General features: G+C 53.6%; 17 protein-coding genes. 15 read left to right on the forward strand and 2 right to left on the reverse strand.

Features of this window, described 5'->3' with window-relative positions; all coding sequences use genetic code 11:
- Positions 1-76: 76 nt before the first annotated feature.
- Entirely contained in the window at positions 77-1054 is a 978-nt protein-coding gene (gene pspF, locus HWQ14_RS15285; RefSeq protein WP_176610173.1) for a phage shock protein operon transcriptional activator, read from the reverse strand.
- Positions 1055-1220: 166 nt separating this feature from the next.
- Between pspF and pspA the strand changes: the two genes are divergently transcribed.
- The 15 genes from pspA (at position 1221) to HWQ14_RS15360 (ending at position 15641) form a co-directional block, all read left to right on the forward strand.
- The gene (pspA, locus tag HWQ14_RS15290) at positions 1221-1889 is read left to right on the forward strand and encodes a phage shock protein PspA (RefSeq protein WP_148419691.1); all 669 of its coding nucleotides are present in this window, start codon (positions 1221-1223) and stop codon (positions 1887-1889) included.
- Between the two features lie 49 nt (positions 1890-1938).
- Positions 1939-2163 carry an envelope stress response membrane protein PspB gene (gene pspB, locus HWQ14_RS15295; RefSeq protein ID WP_148419692.1) on the forward strand — a complete coding sequence of 75 codons (225 nt, stop codon included), beginning with the start codon at positions 1939-1941 and terminating at the stop codon, positions 2161-2163.
- Positions 2163-2522, forward strand: a complete 360-nt coding sequence (gene pspC / locus HWQ14_RS15300; protein ID WP_148419693.1) for an envelope stress response membrane protein PspC — start codon at positions 2163-2165, stop codon at positions 2520-2522. Before pspB ends, pspC begins: the two co-directional genes overlap by 1 nt.
- A gap of 12 nt (positions 2523-2534) precedes the next feature.
- Entirely contained in the window at positions 2535-2759 is a 225-nt protein-coding gene (gene pspD / locus HWQ14_RS15305; RefSeq protein ID WP_148419694.1) for a phage shock protein PspD, read from the forward strand.
- Positions 2760-2943: 184 nt separating this feature from the next.
- Positions 2944-4641, forward strand: a complete 1698-nt coding sequence (locus HWQ14_RS15310) for a sugar phosphorylase (protein ID WP_274857164.1) — start codon at positions 2944-2946, stop codon at positions 4639-4641.
- A 13-nt stretch (positions 4642-4654) separates the two neighbouring features.
- Positions 4655-5947: an ABC transporter substrate-binding protein gene (locus tag HWQ14_RS15315; RefSeq protein ID WP_176610174.1), complete on the forward strand. Its 1293-nt coding sequence runs from the start codon at positions 4655-4657 to the stop codon at positions 5945-5947.
- Positions 5948-5968: 21 nt separating this feature from the next.
- Positions 5969-6850: a carbohydrate ABC transporter permease gene (locus tag HWQ14_RS15320; protein WP_148419697.1), complete on the forward strand. Its 882-nt coding sequence runs from the start codon at positions 5969-5971 to the stop codon at positions 6848-6850.
- Complete coding sequence (locus HWQ14_RS15325) at positions 6837-7679, forward strand: carbohydrate ABC transporter permease (RefSeq protein WP_120158286.1); 843 nt, start codon at positions 6837-6839, stop codon at positions 7677-7679. The genes HWQ14_RS15320 and HWQ14_RS15325 overlap by 14 nt, the downstream gene beginning before the upstream one ends.
- A 28-nt stretch (positions 7680-7707) precedes the next feature.
- Entirely contained in the window at positions 7708-8760 is a 1053-nt protein-coding gene (locus HWQ14_RS15330; RefSeq protein WP_176610175.1) for a zinc-dependent alcohol dehydrogenase, read from the forward strand.
- A gap of 17 nt (positions 8761-8777) precedes the next feature.
- Complete coding sequence (locus tag HWQ14_RS15335) at positions 8778-9566, forward strand: sugar phosphate isomerase/epimerase family protein (RefSeq protein ID WP_176610176.1); 789 nt, start codon at positions 8778-8780, stop codon at positions 9564-9566.
- Between the two features lie 11 nt (positions 9567-9577).
- Positions 9578-10636 (forward strand): Gfo/Idh/MocA family protein, encoded by a 1059-nt coding sequence (locus HWQ14_RS15340; protein ID WP_176610177.1) that lies wholly within the window; start codon positions 9578-9580, stop codon positions 10634-10636.
- Positions 10630-12909 (forward strand): glycoside hydrolase family 65 protein, encoded by a 2280-nt coding sequence (locus HWQ14_RS15345; protein WP_176610178.1) that lies wholly within the window; start codon positions 10630-10632, stop codon positions 12907-12909. The genes HWQ14_RS15340 and HWQ14_RS15345 overlap by 7 nt, the downstream gene beginning before the upstream one ends.
- Positions 12899-13564 carry a beta-phosphoglucomutase gene (pgmB, locus tag HWQ14_RS15350; RefSeq protein ID WP_176610179.1) on the forward strand — a complete coding sequence of 222 codons (666 nt, stop codon included), beginning with the start codon at positions 12899-12901 and terminating at the stop codon, positions 13562-13564. The genes HWQ14_RS15345 and pgmB overlap by 11 nt, the downstream gene beginning before the upstream one ends.
- 13 nt (positions 13565-13577) lie before the next feature.
- Positions 13578-14660: an ABC transporter ATP-binding protein gene (locus HWQ14_RS15355; protein WP_176611208.1), complete on the forward strand. Its 1083-nt coding sequence runs from the start codon at positions 13578-13580 to the stop codon at positions 14658-14660.
- A 66-nt stretch (positions 14661-14726) separates the two neighbouring features.
- Positions 14727-15641, forward strand: coding sequence for an OmpG family monomeric porin (locus HWQ14_RS15360; RefSeq protein ID WP_176610180.1), 915 nt, complete (start codon positions 14727-14729; stop codon positions 15639-15641).
- Between the two features lie 33 nt (positions 15642-15674).
- Here HWQ14_RS15360 and HWQ14_RS15365 read toward each other — a convergent pair whose 3' ends face one another.
- Positions 15675-16685, reverse strand: a complete 1011-nt coding sequence (locus HWQ14_RS15365) for a LacI family DNA-binding transcriptional regulator (protein WP_176610181.1) — start codon at positions 16683-16685, stop codon at positions 15675-15677.
- Positions 16686-16840: the final 155 nt, after the last annotated feature.

Raw genomic sequence — 16840 nt, forward strand, 5'->3', positions numbered from 1 at the left:
TTTTAGATTCGATCTGCAAAGTGTATCGCACTTACGCCTGCTTCGTAAAAATGTCTGGGGATAAGTGCTGATAATGTCAGCGCATTTGATGCTTTTTGAGCAATGCCCTTAGCTGATGGTAGGTCAGCCCCAGAAGTTCAGCCGCCCGTTTCTGGTTATATTTCGCCTCTGTCAGGCTTTGCTCAAGCAGCTGCTGTTCCTGATGGTGCTGATACTGACGCAAATCGAGCGGTAACGTCGGGCCTTCATGCAGCGCAGCCGGTGCCGGGGGCGGTTTAACGCTGCGCTTGAAGGGATCGAGAATAATGTTGTCCAGCTCGGTGTCGCTGCTCCCGTGACGGTAAACGGAGCGCTCCACGACGTTTTTCAGTTCCCGAATGTTGCCCGGCCAGCGGTAGCCGAGCAGGGTCTCGGTGGCCTGTTCACTGAAGCCGGGGAACAGCGGCAGCCCCAGCTCCCGGCACATCTGAATCGCGAACTGATCGGCCAGCAGCATAATATCGCTACGTCGCTCGCGCAGCGGCGGCAGCTGCACGACGTCAAAAGCCAGCCTGTCCAGCAGGTCGGCGCGGAATTTGTCCTCTGCCACCATTGCGGGAAGATCGGCGTTGGTGGCGCACACCAGGCGAACGTTGACCTGGAGCGGCTGACTGCCGCCAACGCGCTCAAGCTCGCCGTACTCGATGACGCGCAGCAGCTTTTCCTGCACCAGCATCGGCGCGGTTGCCAGTTCGTCAAGGAAGAGGGTGCCGCCGTCGGCACGCTCAAAACGGCCCGGATGGCGTTTTTGCGCGCCGGTAAAGGCGCCGGCTTCGTGCCCAAACAGCTCCGTATCGAGCAGATTCTCGTTCAGCGCCGCGCAGTTCAGCGAAATAAAGGGGCCGTCCCAGCGCCCTGACAAATAGTGCAGGCGATTGGCGATGAGTTCCTTCCCCGTTCCGCGCTCGCCGATAATCAGCACCGGTTTGTTGAGGGGCGCAAGGCGGGAAACCTGCTCAAGTACTTCCAGAAAGCTGTTGGCTTCGCCAAGCAGATTGTCTTTGTATTCTGCCATGATGAAATTAACCACTCCTTAGCGATATTCACCAGGTGAGGATAGTCGCTGGATGGATAAATATCAATCACATTGAATAAAATCAATAAGATAAAAAGTTGGCATGGGATTTGTATTAACTATTCAGCAGGGCATCGCCCGATAACAGAACTATGAGGATTGAATTATGGGTATTTTTTCTCGTTTTGCCGACATCGTGAACGCCAACATTAACTCGCTGCTGGAAAAAGCGGAAGATCCGCAAAAGCTGGTGCGCCTGATGATTCAGGAGATGGAGGACACGCTGGTTGAAGTGCGTTCCACCTCCGCTCGCGCGCTGGCTGAGAAAAAGCAGTTAACGCGTCGTATCGAGCAGGCGACCGCTCAGCTCAGCGAGTGGCAGGAAAAAGCCGAACTGGCGCTGCGTAAAGATAAAGAAGATCTGGCGCGCGCTGCGCTGATTGAGAAGCAGAAGCTGACCGACATGGTTGCCACGCTGGAACATGAAGTGACGCTGGTGGATGATACGCTGGCGCGTATGAAGAAAGAGATTGGCGAGCTTGAAAACAAGCTGAGCGAGACCCGCGCGCGTCAACAGGCGCTGGCGCTGCGCCATCAGGCGGCCAGCTCGTCCCGCGACGTGCGTCGTCAGCTGGACAGCGGTAAGCTGGACGAAGCGATGGCGCGTTTTGAATCGTTTGAACGCCGTATCGACCACATGGAAGCGGAAGCGGAAAGCCACAGCATCGGTAAGCAGAAAACCCTGGATCAGCAGTTTGCTGACCTGAAAGCCGACGATGAAATTAGCGAGCAGCTGGCTGCGCTGAAGGCCAAAATGAAGCAAGACAACCAGTAATAATTTCTGCGGCACCTGAGCGTGCCGCATCGTAAGACAAGGAGTACACATGAGCGCGCTTTTTCTGGCTATACCCCTGACAATTTTCGTGCTGTTTGTTCTGCCCATCTGGCTTTGGCTGCACTACAGCAACCGCTCTGCACGCGGGGAGCTGTCGCAAAGTGAACAACAGCGGCTGGCGCAGCTTTCTGCGGAGGCGAATAAAATGCGCGAACGTATTCAGGCGCTGGAAGCTATCCTGGATGCGGAACACCCGAACTGGAGGGACCGTTAATGGCTGGACTGAATCTGAATAAAAAACTGTGGCGTATCCCGCAAAAGGGCATGGTGCGGGGCGTATGCGCCGGGCTGGCCCACTATCTGGACGTCCCGGTAAAGCTGGTGCGCGTGGTCACCGTGCTGTCGATTTTCTTCGGCCTGGCGTTTATCACCCTGGTGGCATATATCATTCTGTCGTTTGTGCTCGACCCAATGCCGGAAGGCGAATTGGATGCTGAGGGCATGCCAACCAGCAGCGATCTCCTCAATGCGGTGGATGAACAGCTGAGTGCAGGGGAGAAGCGGTTGCGCGAGATGGAACGTTATGTCACCTCCGACACCTTTACGCTGAGAAGCCGTTTTCGTCAGCTTTAAGAGAGACTCAACATGAAACAACACTGGCAGCAGGCCGGTCAGAAGGTAAAACCCGGCCTGAAAATCGCAGGTAAACTGGTTCTGATGACGGCGCTACGTTATGGCCCGGCAGGCGTGGCGGGCTGGGCGATCAAGTCTGTTGCCCGTAAACCGGTCAGAATGGTGCTGGCGGTCGCGCTGGAACCCCTGTTAAAGAAACTCGCTAAACGCGTTTCCCGCCGCTACCTCTCACGCTAATTATCCTTCCGAATAAGCCCTTTCTCGCAGAGAGAGGGCGCGAAACTCCCCTCGGCTTTTTTTCTTTCTTTGCGGCAGCTCACATTACTGCGTTGAGTTGCTTTAAGAATCTCTTTTTCCGTCCCCAGGTCCGTTGACAGATATTTTTCATGGGAGTAGATTGCCACTCCGTGGGACCGCTACCATGGAAAATAATGTGAACGCAAAAATTAAAAATCTTATCAATCATATTTACGGTGAATCATTTTCTGATGCACACCTTGACGTGCTATTAACTAAGCTTGAACAAGCGGCTGTTAATATTACGGAAAAGCGTAAATCCGGCTGGGATGAAAAAGATGTCGTCCTGATTACCTATGCCGATCAGTTCTCCGCGCAAGGGGAAAAAGCGCTGCCGGTATTTACCCGTTTCTATAATGAATGGCTTTCTCGTACTTTTTCCCATGTCCATCTCTTGCCTTTTTATCCGTGGTCCTCAGATGACGGATTTTCCGTCATTGATTATCACAGCGTCGCGCCTGAAACCGGGACCTGGCGAGATGTTGCGGAGCTAAAACAGTCAGCCAGCTTAATGTTTGACTTCGTTTGCAACCATATGTCAGCTAAAAGCGAATGGTTTGCTAATTATCTGGCGCAGAAGCCAGGCTTTGAAGATTTCTTTATTTCTGTCGACCCCGATACCGATTTATCTGCCGTGACCCGTCCGCGCGCGTTACCGCTGCTGACGCCGTTTACCCTTCATGACGGAAGCGTACGTCATCTGTGGACGACCTTCAGCGATGACCAAATCGATCTCAATTTCGCCTCACCGCAGGTGCTGATTGCGATGGTCGATGTCCTGCTCCATTATCTGGAGGAAGGGGCGCGCTATATCCGTCTGGACGCGGTCGGGTTTATGTGGAAAATCCCTGGAACGAGCTGCATTCATCTGGAACAAACCCATTGCCTTATCCAGCTGTTCCGCGCCATTACGGACGCGGTGGCGCCGGGAACGGTGATTATCACCGAGACGAATGTTCCGCACAAAGACAATATTTCGTACTTTGGTGATGGTGAAAATGAAGCCCAGATGGTTTACCAATTCTCATTACCACCGCTGGTGCTGCATGCCGTTCATCGTCAGGATGTAAAAGCCCTCTGCCAGTGGGCGGGTTCGCTGGCGCTGCCTTCAGCACATACCACGTGGTTCAACTTTCTGGCCTCTCATGATGGTATCGGGCTGAATCCGTTACGCGGCATTTTGCCGGAATCAGAGATCCTCTCGCTGGTCGAAAATCTTCAGCAGGAAGGGGCGCTGGTCAACTGGAAAAATAACCCTGACGGAACGCGAAGCCCTTATGAAATCAATGTCACCTATCTTGATGCGCTAAGCGCGCAAGACAGCTCCGATGAGGAGCGAATTGCACGATTTATTCTGGCGCATGCGGTGTTGTTAAGTTTCCCTGGCGTACCGGCTGTTTATATTCAAAGCATACTTGGATCGCGTAATGATTACGAAGGCGTTGAACGTCTCGGATATAACCGCGCGATAAACAGGAAGAAATACGCCGCTGGTGAGGTTGATCGGGAGCTTAATAATAAGAATAGTATTCGACATCAAATCTATTCTCGTTTAACCAGCCTAATCGCGATTCGCCGCGGAGAGCGCGCGTTCCATCCTGCTAGTAAGGCAATTTTTGAAGCGGTGGGTGAACAAATTCTTAAAATTGTTCGCGTTGCTAAAAACGGGGAGCGGATTACAGCATTATTTAATTTTAGTAATAAAATGCAGACCGTTAATGCACCCGCGCTGTCCGGTATGGAATTATTATCTAAATATAAGATTAGCGGTACGGATCTGACCCTCAATCCATGGCAGGTAATGTGGATTAAAGAAAACTAAAAAGGACCCTAAAATGAAAATGCCCAAAATTGTGCTGTTATCAGCACTGGTTTCGTGCGCCCTGTTATCGGGCTGTAAGGACGACAAATCATCTCAGGTCACCATCGAGTTCATGCACTCGTCGGTAGAACAGGAGCGTCAGGCGGTCATCACGAAGCTGATCGAAAAATTCGAGAAAGAGAACCCTTCTATTACGGTGAAGCAGGTACCCGTTGAGGAAGATGCCTATAACACCAAGGTCATTACGTTGGCCCGTACCGGTGCATTGCCGGAAGTGATTGAGGTCAGCCATGACTACGCCAAAGTGATGGATAAAGAGCAACTGCTGGATCGTAAAGCGATTGGCCAGGCCATCAAAGCCGTGGGTGAGGAGACCTTCTACGACGGTATCCTGCGCGTTGTTCGCACCGAAGATGGCAGCGCATGGACGGGGGTGCCTGTTAGCGCGTGGCTGTCCGGCGTCTGGTATCACAAAGACGCCCTCGCGGCGGCGGGTATCGAGGAGCCGCACAACTGGGAACAGCTGCTGAAGGCCAGCCAGGCGCTGAATGATCCGGCCAAAAAACATTACGGTATCGCGCTTCCTACCGCCGAAAGCGTTATGACCGAGCAGGCTTTCTCCCAGTTTGCCCTGTCAGGCGGCGGCAACGTCTTTGATGCAAACGGCAACGTTGACATCGATACCCCTGAAATGTCGAAAGCCCTGGCGTTCTATAAGGCACTGGCGGCAACCACCATGCCAGGTTCGAACGATGTCATGGAGATCAAAGATGCCTTCATGAATGGTTCCGCGCCTATGGCCGTTTATTCCACCTATATCCTGCCTGCCGTTTACAAAGATGGCACCCCGGCCAACCTGGGATTTGTCGTCCCGACGGAAAAATCTTCCGCCGTTTACGGGATGGTCACATCGTTGACCATCACCACCGGCCAGACCGAAGAGGAAACGCAGGCAGCCGAGAAATTCGTCACCTGGATGGAGCAGGCGCAGAACGCCTCTGACTGGGTGATGATGTCACCGGGCGCGGCGCTGCCGGTGAATAAGCTGGTTGTCGGCTCGGAGAGCTGGAAGAACAACGACGTGATAAAAGCCTTTGGCCAGTTGCCTTACGAACTGATTGCGCAGTTCCCGAACGTGCAGGTGTTTGGTGCCGTGGGCGACAAAAACTTTACCCGCATGGGCGACGTTACCGGCTCCGGCATTATCAGCTCCATGGTGCATAACGTGACGGTGGGGCAAAAAGATCTCGATGAGACCTTAAGCAACAGCCAGAAAAAACTGACTGACCTGATATCACAACGATAGGAGCGCTTTGCGAAGGGAATTATGAAGACGTTGTTTTCTGGTCGTTCAGATATGCCTTTCGCCATGCTGCTGTTGGCCCCCAGCCTGATTCTGCTGGGGGGCCTGGTGGCCTGGCCAATGATTTCCAACATTGAAATCAGTTTTTTACGTTTGCCGTTGAACCCGCGTATTGATGCGGCGTTCGTCGGCCTGGATAACTATATCCGCATTCTCGGCGACGCTGCCTTCTGGCACTCCCTGTGGATGACGTTCTGGTACACGGCGCTGGTGGTAATCGGCAGCACCGGGCTGGGGCTGGCCGTGGCGATCTTCTTTAACCGGGAATTCCGTATGCGGAAAACGGCGCGTTCGCTGGTGATTTTATCCTACGTGACGCCGTCTATATCACTCGTATTTGCCTGGAAATACATGTTCAACAACGGCTACGGGATAGTGAACTATCTGGGCGTTGACCTGCTGCATCTTTATGAGCAGGCGCCGCTGTGGTTTGACAACCCGGGCAGCAGCTTTGTGCTGGTCGTGCTGTTCGCCATCTGGCGCTACTTCCCGTATGCCTTTATCTCATTCCTGGCGATTCTGCAGACGATTGATAAATCGTTGTACGAAGCGGCAGAGATGGACGGAGCCAACGCCTGGCAGCGTTTTCGTATCGTTACGCTGCCCGCCATCATGCCGGTGCTGGCAACGGTGGTCACGCTGAGAACCATCTGGATGTTTTACATGTTTGCGGATGTTTATCTGCTGACGACCAAGGTCGATATTCTGGGCGTGTATCTCTACAAAACAGCATTTGCCTTCAATGACCTGGGTAAAGCAGCCGCCATTTCCGTTGTGCTGTTTGTGATCATCTTCGCTGTCATTCTGCTGACCAGAAAAAGGGTAAACCTCAATGGCAACAAATAAACGCGTTCTGGGCCGTATCGGATTTTATCTGGGGCTGGCGGTATTTCTGATTATTACGCTGTTTCCGTTTTTCGTCATGCTGATGACATCGTTCAAGAGCGCGAAAGAGGCGATATCGCTGCATCCGACCATTCTGCCGCAGGAGTGGACGCTACAGCATTACGTCGACATTTTTAACCCACTTATATTCCCGTTTGTGGATTACTTCCGTAACAGCATGGTGGTGTCGCTGACCTCATCGGTCATTGCGGTGTTTCTCGGCACGCTTGGCGCTTATGCGTTGTCCAAACTGCGCTTTAAAGGGCGCACGACGATCAATGCCAGCTTTTACACCGTTTATATGTTCTCCGGGATCCTGCTGGTGGTGCCGCTGTTCAAAATCATCACCGCGCTCGGCATTTATGATACCGAGCTGGCGCTAATCATCACCATGGTGACCCAGACGCTGCCGACGGCGGTATTTATGCTGCGCAGCTATTTCGACACCATCCCGGACGAAATTGAAGAAGCCGCGATGATGGATGGCCTGAACCGCCTGCAAATCATCTTCCGCATCACCGTGCCGCTGGCGATCTCCGGTCTCGTGTCGGTCTTTGTCTACTGCTTTATGGTGGCGTGGAATGACTATCTGTTCGCCTCTATTTTCCTGTCCAGCGCCAGCAACTTCACGCTGCCGGTAGGGCTGAACACGCTCTTCAGTACGCCAGATTACATCTGGGGTCGGATGATGGCGGCATCGCTGGTGACGGCACTTCCGGTCGTCATTATGTATGCCCTGTCTGAACGTTTCATTAAAAGTGGTTTGACCGCCGGCGGCGTGAAGGGCTGAGGCGGCCGATTTTAACAAGGAGTCAGTCATGAAAAAGTTAGTTGCGACAGCGCCTCGTGTAGCGGCGCTGGTGGAATACGAAGATCGTCCCGTTGCAGCGCATGAAGTAAAAATTCGTGCCCGTTTTGGCGCGCCGAAACACGGTACCGAAGTGGTGGATTTCCGCGCGGCAAGCCCGTTTATCGATGAAGAGTTCAACGCCGAGTGGCAGATGTTTACGCCACGTGAAGAGGGCACGGCCCGCGGTATCGAATTTGGTAAGTTCCAGCTGGGAAACATGATCGTCGGCGACATTATCGAATGTGGTGCTGAGGTCACGGAATACCAGATCGGCGACAGCGTCTGCTGCTACGGTCCGCTGCAGGAAACGGTCATCGTCAATGCGGTCAATAACTATAAGCTGCGCAAAATGCCGCAGGGCGCCTCCTGGAAAAACGCCGTTTGCTACGATCCGGCGCAGTTCGCCATGAGCGGCGTGCGTGATGCTAACGTGCGCGTAGGGGATTTTGTTGTGGTGGTCGGCCTGGGCGCGATTGGCCAGATCGCGATTCAACTGGCAAAAAAAGCCGGTGCGTCAGTGGTCATCGGCGTTGATCCTATCGAACACCGCTGTGAGATCGCTCGTCGTCACGGTGCGGACCATTGCCTGAACCCAATCGGTACCGATGTCGGTCTGGAAATTAAGAAACTGACCGGCAAGCAGGGCGCGGACGTGATCGTTGAAACCAGCGGTTTTGCGGACGCGTTACAGTCTGCGCTGCGCGGACTCGCCTACGGCGGAACCATCTCCTACGTGGCTTTCGCCAAGCCGTTTGCGGCTGGCTTCAACCTTGGACGCGAGGCGCACTTTAATAACGCGAAAATTGTGTTTTCCCGCGCGTGCAGCGAACCCAACCCGGATTACCCACGCTGGAGCCGCAAGCGTATTGAAGAGACCTGCTGGGAACTGCTGATGAACGGCTATCTCAATTGTGAAGATCTGATCGATCCGGTCGTGACCTTCACCACCAGCCCGGAAAGCTATATGAAGTATGTCGATCGGCATCCTGAACTCAGTATCAAAATGGGCGTCACTTTTTAAGCTAAGGAAAGCAAACCATGAAAATCGCAACACAAAACCAGGCCTTTTTCCCAACCAATATCCTGGAAAAGTTCGAGTACATCAAAGCGATGGGTTTTGATGGCTACGAAATTGATGGCCGCCTGCTGGTTGAAAACCTCGATGAGGTGAAAGCGGCTATCAAAGCCACTGGCCTGCCGGTTACGACGGCATGCGGCGGATACGATGGCTGGATTGGTGATTTTATCGAAGAACGCCGTCTCAACGGGCTACAGCAGATTGAACGCATTCTGGAAGCACTGGCCGAAGTGGGCGGGAAGGGCATTATCGTGCCTGCTGCCTGGGGGATGTTTACCTTCCGCCTGCCGCCGATGACCTCTCCGCGCAGCCTCGACGGTGACCGGAAAGCCGTAAGTGCCTCCCTGCGCTGGCTGGATGAAGTAGCCGCGCGCACCGGTACCACCGTCTACCTTGAACCGCTGAACCGCTATCAGGACCATATGATCAACACCCTGGCAGACGCGCGTCGTTATATTGAAGAAAACGACCTGAAGCACGTGCAGATCATCGGCGATTTCTATCATATGAACATTGAAGAAGACTCGCTGACCGATGCCCTGCACAACAACCGCGATCTGCTGGGTCATGTACACATTGCGGATAATCATCGCTATCAGCCGGGCAGCGGCAGCCTCGATTTTGCCAGCCTGTTCGATCGGCTGCGTGCCGATAACTATCAGGGATATGTGGTGTATGAGTGCCGCGTTCGTGCCGACGATCCGGCTCAGGCTTATCAGGATTCACTCACCTATTTGCGTGAATGCTAAGGATGACAAGCGTGATGAGTGCTTCTACACCTTCGCCTCTGCGCGTCGCCATTATTGGTGCAGGCCAGGTCGCGGACAAAGTGCATGCCTCGTATTACGCCTCGCGCAGTGATGTTCAGATGGTGGCTGTCATGGACAGCCGCCTCGAGCAGGCACAGGCGTTCGCGGACCGTTATGCTATTCCATCGGCATGGCAGGACGCGCACGAGATGCTGCAGGTTGTAAAACCGGATGTGGTGAGCGTCTGTTCGCCTAACCGATTTCATTTCGAACATGCGATGGCGGCTCTCGAGGCTGGCTGCCATGTGATGTGTGAAAAGCCCCCGGCGATGACGCCGCAGCAGGCCGACCAGATGCGCATCGCCGCGCGCAAGGCGGGCAAAGTGCTGGCATATGATTTTCACCATCGCTTTGCCCTGGATACCCAACTGCTGCGTAATGCGGTCATTAACGGCACGCTGGGCGAAGTTTATTTCACCTCCGCGCAGGCGTTGCGTCGCTGCGGCGTACCGGGATGGGGCGTGTTTACGAATAAAGCGTTGCAGGGCGGTGGGCCACTGATCGATATCGGCATTCATATGCTGGATGCCGCAATGTACGTGCTGGGGTTCCCGAGCGTGAAGCGGGTAACCGCGCACAGCTTTCAGAGGCTTGGGAACCAGAAACACAGCGGCCAGTTCGGTGAGTGGGATCCCGCACAGTTCACCGTCGAAGATGCGCTTTTCGGGACAATTGAGTTCAGCAATGGCAGCGTTCTGCGTCTGGATACCTCCTTCGCGCTTAATATTCGCGAGCAGTCCATCATGAATATCTCATTCTGTGGTGATAAGGCAGGCGCAACGCTGTTCCCGGCACACATTTACAACGACGAAGCCGGTGTTTTGCAGACGCTAACGCAGCGTGAAGAAGCAGACGATCGGCGTCATCTGCGCAGTATGGATGCTTTTGTGCGCCACGTGATGGGCGAGCCGGTTATGATCGCCGATGCGGAACAGGGGCTGGTGATCCAGCAGTTAGTCGCAGCGTTATATAAAGCGGCGGAAACAGGGGAAAGCGTGACGTTATGCTGATCCAGTCTGTATTAACCGACCCGGGCTTTTGCCCGCATAGCCTGAATAAGTACGCGTCCATAATGGCCTGCGGTAACGGCTATATGGGCGTTCGCGCCACGCATGAAGAAGATTACACCCAGCAGACCAGAGGCATGTATCTGGCGGGCCTGTACCATCGTGCGGGGCGCAATGAAACGAACGAGCTGGTCAATCTGCCCGATATTACAGGCATCGATATTGAACTGGACGGCATCAATTTTACGCTGCTTTCCGGCGAAATTCTTGACTGGCACCGTGAACTGGCCTTCGCCAGCGGGGAACTGCGCCGCAGCGTTCTCTGGTGCTCGCCGGAGGGAAAACGCTATCGCCTGGAAAGCCGTCGCTTTGTCTCGCTGGACCAGCTGCCGCTGGTCGCCATGCAGCTTTCCATCACGCCAGTTGATGCGGATTCCCGCGTTGTTCTGAAAACCGGAATCGACGCGACCCAAACCAACAGCGGGAAGCAGCATCTGGATGAGATATCCGTCAGAGTTTTTGATGAGCACTATATGCAGGGCGTGTATGAAACGCAGAATCGCGTTTCTGACGTGGTGATTTCGGCCTGCTGCCGACTGTCTAAAAAAAGCGACAGCTGCTTTACCGCCAAAAATCGACGCGTAATGGCGCACCATGCGCTGACCGTTAATAAAGGTGACACCGTAACTTTTGAAAAGCTGGTCTGGGTTACCCACCGCAGTGATAAAGCCCTTTCGCAAGACTCGTTTGCCCGCCATTCGCTGGCTGAGTTAAAAGCGTGTGCAGAAAGGGGTTACGCAGCGTTGCTCAAGCGTTCCGTCAGCGCCTGGGAAAAGGTCTGGCGCGACTGTCGCGTAGAGGTTGAGTCGTCTGAACATCAGGATGAGATGGCCCTGGATTACGCCGTCTGGCATCTGACGACAATGACGCCAGCCCACAGCGAGCGAAGCAGCATCGGCGCAAAAGGGCTGACGGGCGAGGGGTACAAAGGGCACGTATTCTGGGATACCGAAATTTTCCTGCTGCCTTTTCATCTGTTTACGCGCCCGCAGATTGCCCGCACCCTGCTGCGCTATCGCTGGCTTAACCTTTCAGGCGCCCGTGAAAAAGCCCGCCGTAACGGTTGGCCGGGGGCGTTGTTCCCGTGGGAGAGCGCCGCCAGCGGACAAGAGGAGACGCCTGAGTTTGCCGCAATCAACATCCGCACCGGGGTACGCCAGAAGGTCGCTTCCGCGCTCGCTGAACACCACATCGTGGCGGATATTGCCTGGGCCGTCGTCGCTTACTGGCAGGCGACGCACGATGATGCCTTTATGCGTAATGAAGGCCTGACGCTGCTGATGGAAACCGCTTCCTTCTGGATGGGGCGCGCGACGGAAACGAATGGTCGCCTTGAGATCCATGACGTGATCGGCCCTGACGAATATACCGAGCATGTCAACAACAACGCCTACACCAACTATCTGGCCTGGCACAACGTAGCCTGCGCGCGCCAGTTTATGTCGATGTTTGGGCGGGAAGATGCGCGATTCACGGATAATGCCGCACGGTTCCTGGCGCGCCTGTGGCTGCCTGATGCTAATGCAGACGGGGTTATCCCACAGGATGACACCTTTATGGCAAAACCGGCGATTGACCTGACCCGCTATAAAGCGAATGCGGGTAAACAGACCATCCTGCTCGATTACTCCCGCGCGGAAGTCAATGAAATGCAGATCCTAAAGCAGGCCGATGTTGTGATGCTTAACTACCTGCTGCCGGAGCGGTTTACGCCGGAACAATGTGCCGCCAATCTGGCCTTCTATGAGCCACGCACCATCCATGACTCGTCGCTGAGTAAAGCCATCCACGGGATTGTTCTCGCGCGCTGCGGTGACACCGAAGGAGCCTATGCCTTCTGGCGAGACGGTATCGCTATTGATTTGGGTGACGATCCGCACAGCAGCGATGACGGTATTCATGCCGCGGCTACGGGTGCGATCTGGTCCGGTGCCATTCAGGGGTTTGCTGGCCTGCAAATCATCGAAGGGGAGTTGCACCTTGCGCCGACGCTGCCCGCTCGCTGGAGCAGGCTTGCCTTCCCGCTGCGGTGGCGGGACGCCACAGTGCATGTGACCTGTGAAGATGGCCGGTTAACCATCGAAACTACTGCACCTGTCAGGTTGACGCTGTGGGGCAAAACGCTGGATATAACGGGGCGGAAGGTCTGCGCTTATAAGGACTTTCTTGCATCCGTTAATGGGACCGCTACCACGGAGGGGCGCCATGACGCTTAACGCTGTTGTATTTGATTTGGACGGTGTGATTACCGATACCGCACATCTTCACTTTCTCGCCTGGCGTGCCGTAGCGCAGGAGATCGGCATCACCTTCGACGAGGTGTTTAACGAACAGCTGAAGGGGATTAGCCGTATGGATTCCCTCCAGCGCATCCTGAAGCATGGGGGGAAAGCGGGGATGTTCAGCAATGAGCAGCGTGAGGCTCTTGCGGCAAAGAAAAACGCGCTCTATGTCCAGTCGCTGTCATCGCTGACGCAGGATTCGCTGCTGCCGGGCATTCGCGACGTGCTGGCGGATATCCGTGCGGCGAAGGTCAAAATTGGGCTGGCGTCAGTATCGCTCAACGCCCCGGGGATCTTACATGCGCTGGGCATTCATCAGGCCTTCGATTTTTGCGCGGATGCCTCGCGGATCCGCCGCTCAAAGCCGGATCCGGAGATATTCCTCGCGGCCTGTGCAGGGCTGAACGTACGTCCTGAAGAGGCTATCGGTATCGAAGATGCCGCAGCAGGCGTTGAGGCAATCAACGCCGCAGGAATGCTGTCGGTCGGGATTGGGCCTGGCCTGAACCATGCGGGATTACAACTTCATTCAACGCGGGAACTGACCTGGAAATGCCTGACGGCGTTCTGGGCATCCCGGGCGCATTGATAAGGAATTAATGATGGCTCAACTGTCTCTGAAACACATTCAGAAAATCTATGATAACCAGGTTCACGTGGTAAAGGATTTCAACCTCGAAATTGAAGACAAAGAATTTATAGTTTTTGTCGGTCCATCGGGCTGCGGTAAATCCACGACGTTGCGCATGATTGCCGGACTTGAGGAGATCAGCGCGGGTGAACTGATCGTTGACGGGGTATGCATGAACGATGTGCCTGCCAAGTCCCGCGATATCGCCATGGTTTTTCAGAACTACGCGCTTTATCCGCATATGACGGTCTACGACAACATGGCGTTTGGCCTGAAAATGCAAAAAATCGCGCCATCCGTCATTGAAGAACGCGTCAGCTGGGCGGCACAAATCCTCGGGTTACGTGACTACCTCCAGCGTAAACCAGGCGCCTTGTCCGGCGGTCAGCGCCAGCGCGTGGCGCTGGGCAGGGCTATCGTACGCGAAGCCGGGGTATTCCTGATGGACGAACCGCTGTCTAACCTTGATGCCAAGCTTCGTGTGCAGATGCGTGCCGAAATCAGCAAGCTGCACCAGAAGCTTAACACCACCATGATTTACGTGACGCACGACCAGACGGAAGCCATGACGATGGCAACCCGTATCGTGATCTTAAAAGACGGCATCATTCAGCAGGTAGGTGCGCCGAAGCAGGTGTACAACGAGCCGGCAAATATGTTTGTGGCAGGGTTCATCGGCTCACCGGCGATGAATTTTATTCGCGGTGCAATCGACGATCGCTATTTCGTGACGGAAACGCTGCGTCTGGAGATCCCTGAAGACAAGCTGGCTGAGCTGAATGCGCAGGGCTACCAGCGTAAGGCGGTCGTCTTTGGCATCCGTCCGGAAGACATTCTCACCCCGCAGAGCAGCGGGGGAGAGATCACGGCAAAAGTCAGCGTCGCCGAACTGACCGGGGCGGAGTTTATGCTGTATGCCACAGTGGGCGGGCATGAACTGGTTGTCCGAGCAGGGGCGGCAAATGACTACATAGCGGGAGATAATATCGGCATCCAGTTCGATATGAATAAATGCCATTTCTTCGATGCTGATACTGAATTAGCTATTAGATAAGAAAGGTGTTCGCCGGAAATGAAAGTTTCCGGTTTTTTTGTTAGTTAATTATAAAGGAATATTTTAATGAGTACTCTACTAAGAAGTGCTGCGCTCGTTCTGTGCGCAGGGGTTAGCTGCGCGCAAGCAACAGAAACAGCAAAACGCTGGGAGTTTAATATTGGGGCCATGTATGAAATTGAAAACGTCGAAGGACAGGGCGACGATAAAGATGGATTATATGAACCTTCCGTGTGGTTTAACGCCACGTACGATGCGTGGACCATTTCACTTGCCATGTATCAGGAAGGTCCGGTTGATTACAGCAGCATGACGCGCGGTACCTATTTTGACCGTCCGGAATTTGAATTACGGTATCGCTTCATTGGCACCGATGATTTTACGCTGGGTCTTACGGGTGGTTTCCGCAATTATGGATATCATTTTAAAGATGAGCACGGGGCAAAAGACGGTAGTGCCAATATGCAGCGCTACAAAATTCAGCCGGACTGGGACCTGAAATTAACCGATGACTGGCGTTTTGGCGGTTGGTTTGCCATGTATCAGTTTGCAAATGACCTGGGAAAAACCGGCTATTCTGACAGCCGTGTCGAAACGGAAACCGGCTTTACCTGGACAATAAATGAAACCGTCTCTGCAAAGGTTAATTACTATTTAGAGCGTGGTTTTAATATGGACAGTTCACGTAATAACGGTGAATTTTCCACGCAGGAAATTCGCGCGTACCTGCCTGTTTCATTAGGTCAGACGACACTGACGCCTTATACCCGTCTTGGGCTTGACCGCTGGTCAAACTGGGACTGGCAGGACGATCCAACCCGTGAAGGGCATGACTTCAATCGCCTGGGGCTGCTCTATGCTTATGACTTCGCAAATGGCGTATCCATGACGCTGGAATATGCCTACGAATGGGAAAATCACGACGAAGGAGATAGCGATCGCTTCCACTATGCGGGTGTCGGCGTGAATTACGCGTTCTGATAACCGGTTACCAGGGGCGAATGCCCCTGGTTTTTAGCGCAGCGAAGCCGCATCTGAAAAATGCGTTTCGACCAGTACCTTATGTGGCGCAGCTTTACCCGCAATGCACCTGAACAGCAGGTCGCAGCTCTCTTCACCCAGCTTTCTCGTCGGAATATCAAAACCGCCGGGCGCAGGGGTCAAAATGAGAGACAGCATCGGGTCGCTGTATCCCGCTATGGCGACCTGTTCAGGGATCGTCAGATTCAGCTCATCCGCGGCACGATAGAGGCTCAGCAATTTCATGCTGTCCGTGGCAAAAACCGCGTCAGGCGGGTTACCAGAAGAGAGCAATTTACACGCCGCCTGAAGTGCACTTTCATGGGTATATCCGCCATCAATAACCCAATCCGGGTTAATAGCAAATCCCTGTTGTTCAAGGCTGGATTTATAACCCGCGAGACGATCGATTGAAACGTGATAATCAAGCGGGGCATGCAGGCAGGCAATTTTCGTTCGCCCATGCCTGATAAAAGAATCTGTCAGTATGGCGCTGTCGTGGAAATTGTCCGTATCGACAGAGTATATATTCTGATAATCACCTTCCACTTTACCAATAACGACTACCGGCACACCGTATTCATCCAGCGTGGCGAAAAAAGATTCGTTAGCCGGTGAGCTCAGCATGACGATCCCTTTGATCATCTTCTGCTTTATTTTACCCACGCACTTTTGCAGATCGTCTTCACTGCTTCTTGAGGTTTGTAAAATGACGTCAAAACCTTCTTCTTCCGCTTTTGCCGTGATGGCATGCAGTACGTCAGAGAAAAAAGGATTGCCTGCGGTAGTTTTGGTTGAGCGGGTCGAAATAACCATAATGGCGTCAAAGCCAGAAGAGGTAAGCGCGCGGGCAAGTTTATTAGGTTGATAATTTAATTCTTCTATCGCCTTCAACACTTTTTCACGCGCCTCGGGAGATATATTCGTTTGTTTATTCAGAACGCGCGACACGGTTGATTTCGAAACGCCAGCAACGCGTGCAATATCATAGATCGTGGGTGACATACACCTTACTCACTCCAGACGGACAGCAATGGCGCCCATCTTACTGGAGAGAAAACGGCAATAGCAATAATTAAGAATTGATAATCAACGATCTGCCCCAATTTATTGTATTCTGAAGTGACTCTTTTCCGGCTTCCAGGCAATGAAGGATGGCG

The sequence above is a fragment of the Enterobacter cloacae genome (genome assembly GCF_013375935.1).
GTDB classification, from domain to species: domain Bacteria; phylum Pseudomonadota; class Gammaproteobacteria; order Enterobacterales; family Enterobacteriaceae; genus Enterobacter; species Enterobacter pasteurii.

Excerpts from the sequence above, each read along its gene's own strand:
- pspF (WP_176610173.1), bottom strand. The coding sequence starts at position 1,054 with ATGGCAGAATACAAAGACAATCTGCTTGGCGAAGCCAACAGCTTTCTG.
- pspA (WP_148419691.1), top strand. The coding sequence starts at position 1,221 with ATGGGTATTTTTTCTCGTTTTGCCGACATCGTGAACGCCAACATTAAC.
- HWQ14_RS15355 (WP_176611208.1), top strand. The coding sequence starts at position 13,578 with ATGGCTCAACTGTCTCTGAAACACATTCAGAAAATCTATGATAACCAG.
- pspC (WP_148419693.1), top strand. The coding sequence starts at position 2,163 with ATGGCTGGACTGAATCTGAATAAAAAACTGTGGCGTATCCCGCAAAAG.
- pspD (WP_148419694.1), top strand. The coding sequence starts at position 2,535 with ATGAAACAACACTGGCAGCAGGCCGGTCAGAAGGTAAAACCCGGCCTG.
- pgmB (WP_176610179.1), top strand. The coding sequence starts at position 12,899 with ATGACGCTTAACGCTGTTGTATTTGATTTGGACGGTGTGATTACCGAT.
- HWQ14_RS15310 (WP_274857164.1), top strand. The coding sequence starts at position 2,944 with ATGGAAAATAATGTGAACGCAAAAATTAAAAATCTTATCAATCATATT.
- HWQ14_RS15345 (WP_176610178.1), top strand. The coding sequence starts at position 10,630 with ATGCTGATCCAGTCTGTATTAACCGACCCGGGCTTTTGCCCGCATAGC.
- HWQ14_RS15335 (WP_176610176.1), top strand. The coding sequence starts at position 8,778 with ATGAAAATCGCAACACAAAACCAGGCCTTTTTCCCAACCAATATCCTG.
- pspB (WP_148419692.1), top strand. The coding sequence starts at position 1,939 with ATGAGCGCGCTTTTTCTGGCTATACCCCTGACAATTTTCGTGCTGTTT.
- HWQ14_RS15365 (WP_176610181.1), bottom strand. The coding sequence starts at position 16,685 with ATGTCACCCACGATCTATGATATTGCACGCGTTGCTGGCGTTTCGAAA.
- HWQ14_RS15360 (WP_176610180.1), top strand. The coding sequence starts at position 14,727 with ATGAGTACTCTACTAAGAAGTGCTGCGCTCGTTCTGTGCGCAGGGGTT.
- HWQ14_RS15330 (WP_176610175.1), top strand. The coding sequence starts at position 7,708 with ATGAAAAAGTTAGTTGCGACAGCGCCTCGTGTAGCGGCGCTGGTGGAA.
- HWQ14_RS15315 (WP_176610174.1), top strand. The coding sequence starts at position 4,655 with ATGAAAATGCCCAAAATTGTGCTGTTATCAGCACTGGTTTCGTGCGCC.
- HWQ14_RS15325 (WP_120158286.1), top strand. The coding sequence starts at position 6,837 with ATGGCAACAAATAAACGCGTTCTGGGCCGTATCGGATTTTATCTGGGG.
- HWQ14_RS15320 (WP_148419697.1), top strand. The coding sequence starts at position 5,969 with ATGAAGACGTTGTTTTCTGGTCGTTCAGATATGCCTTTCGCCATGCTG.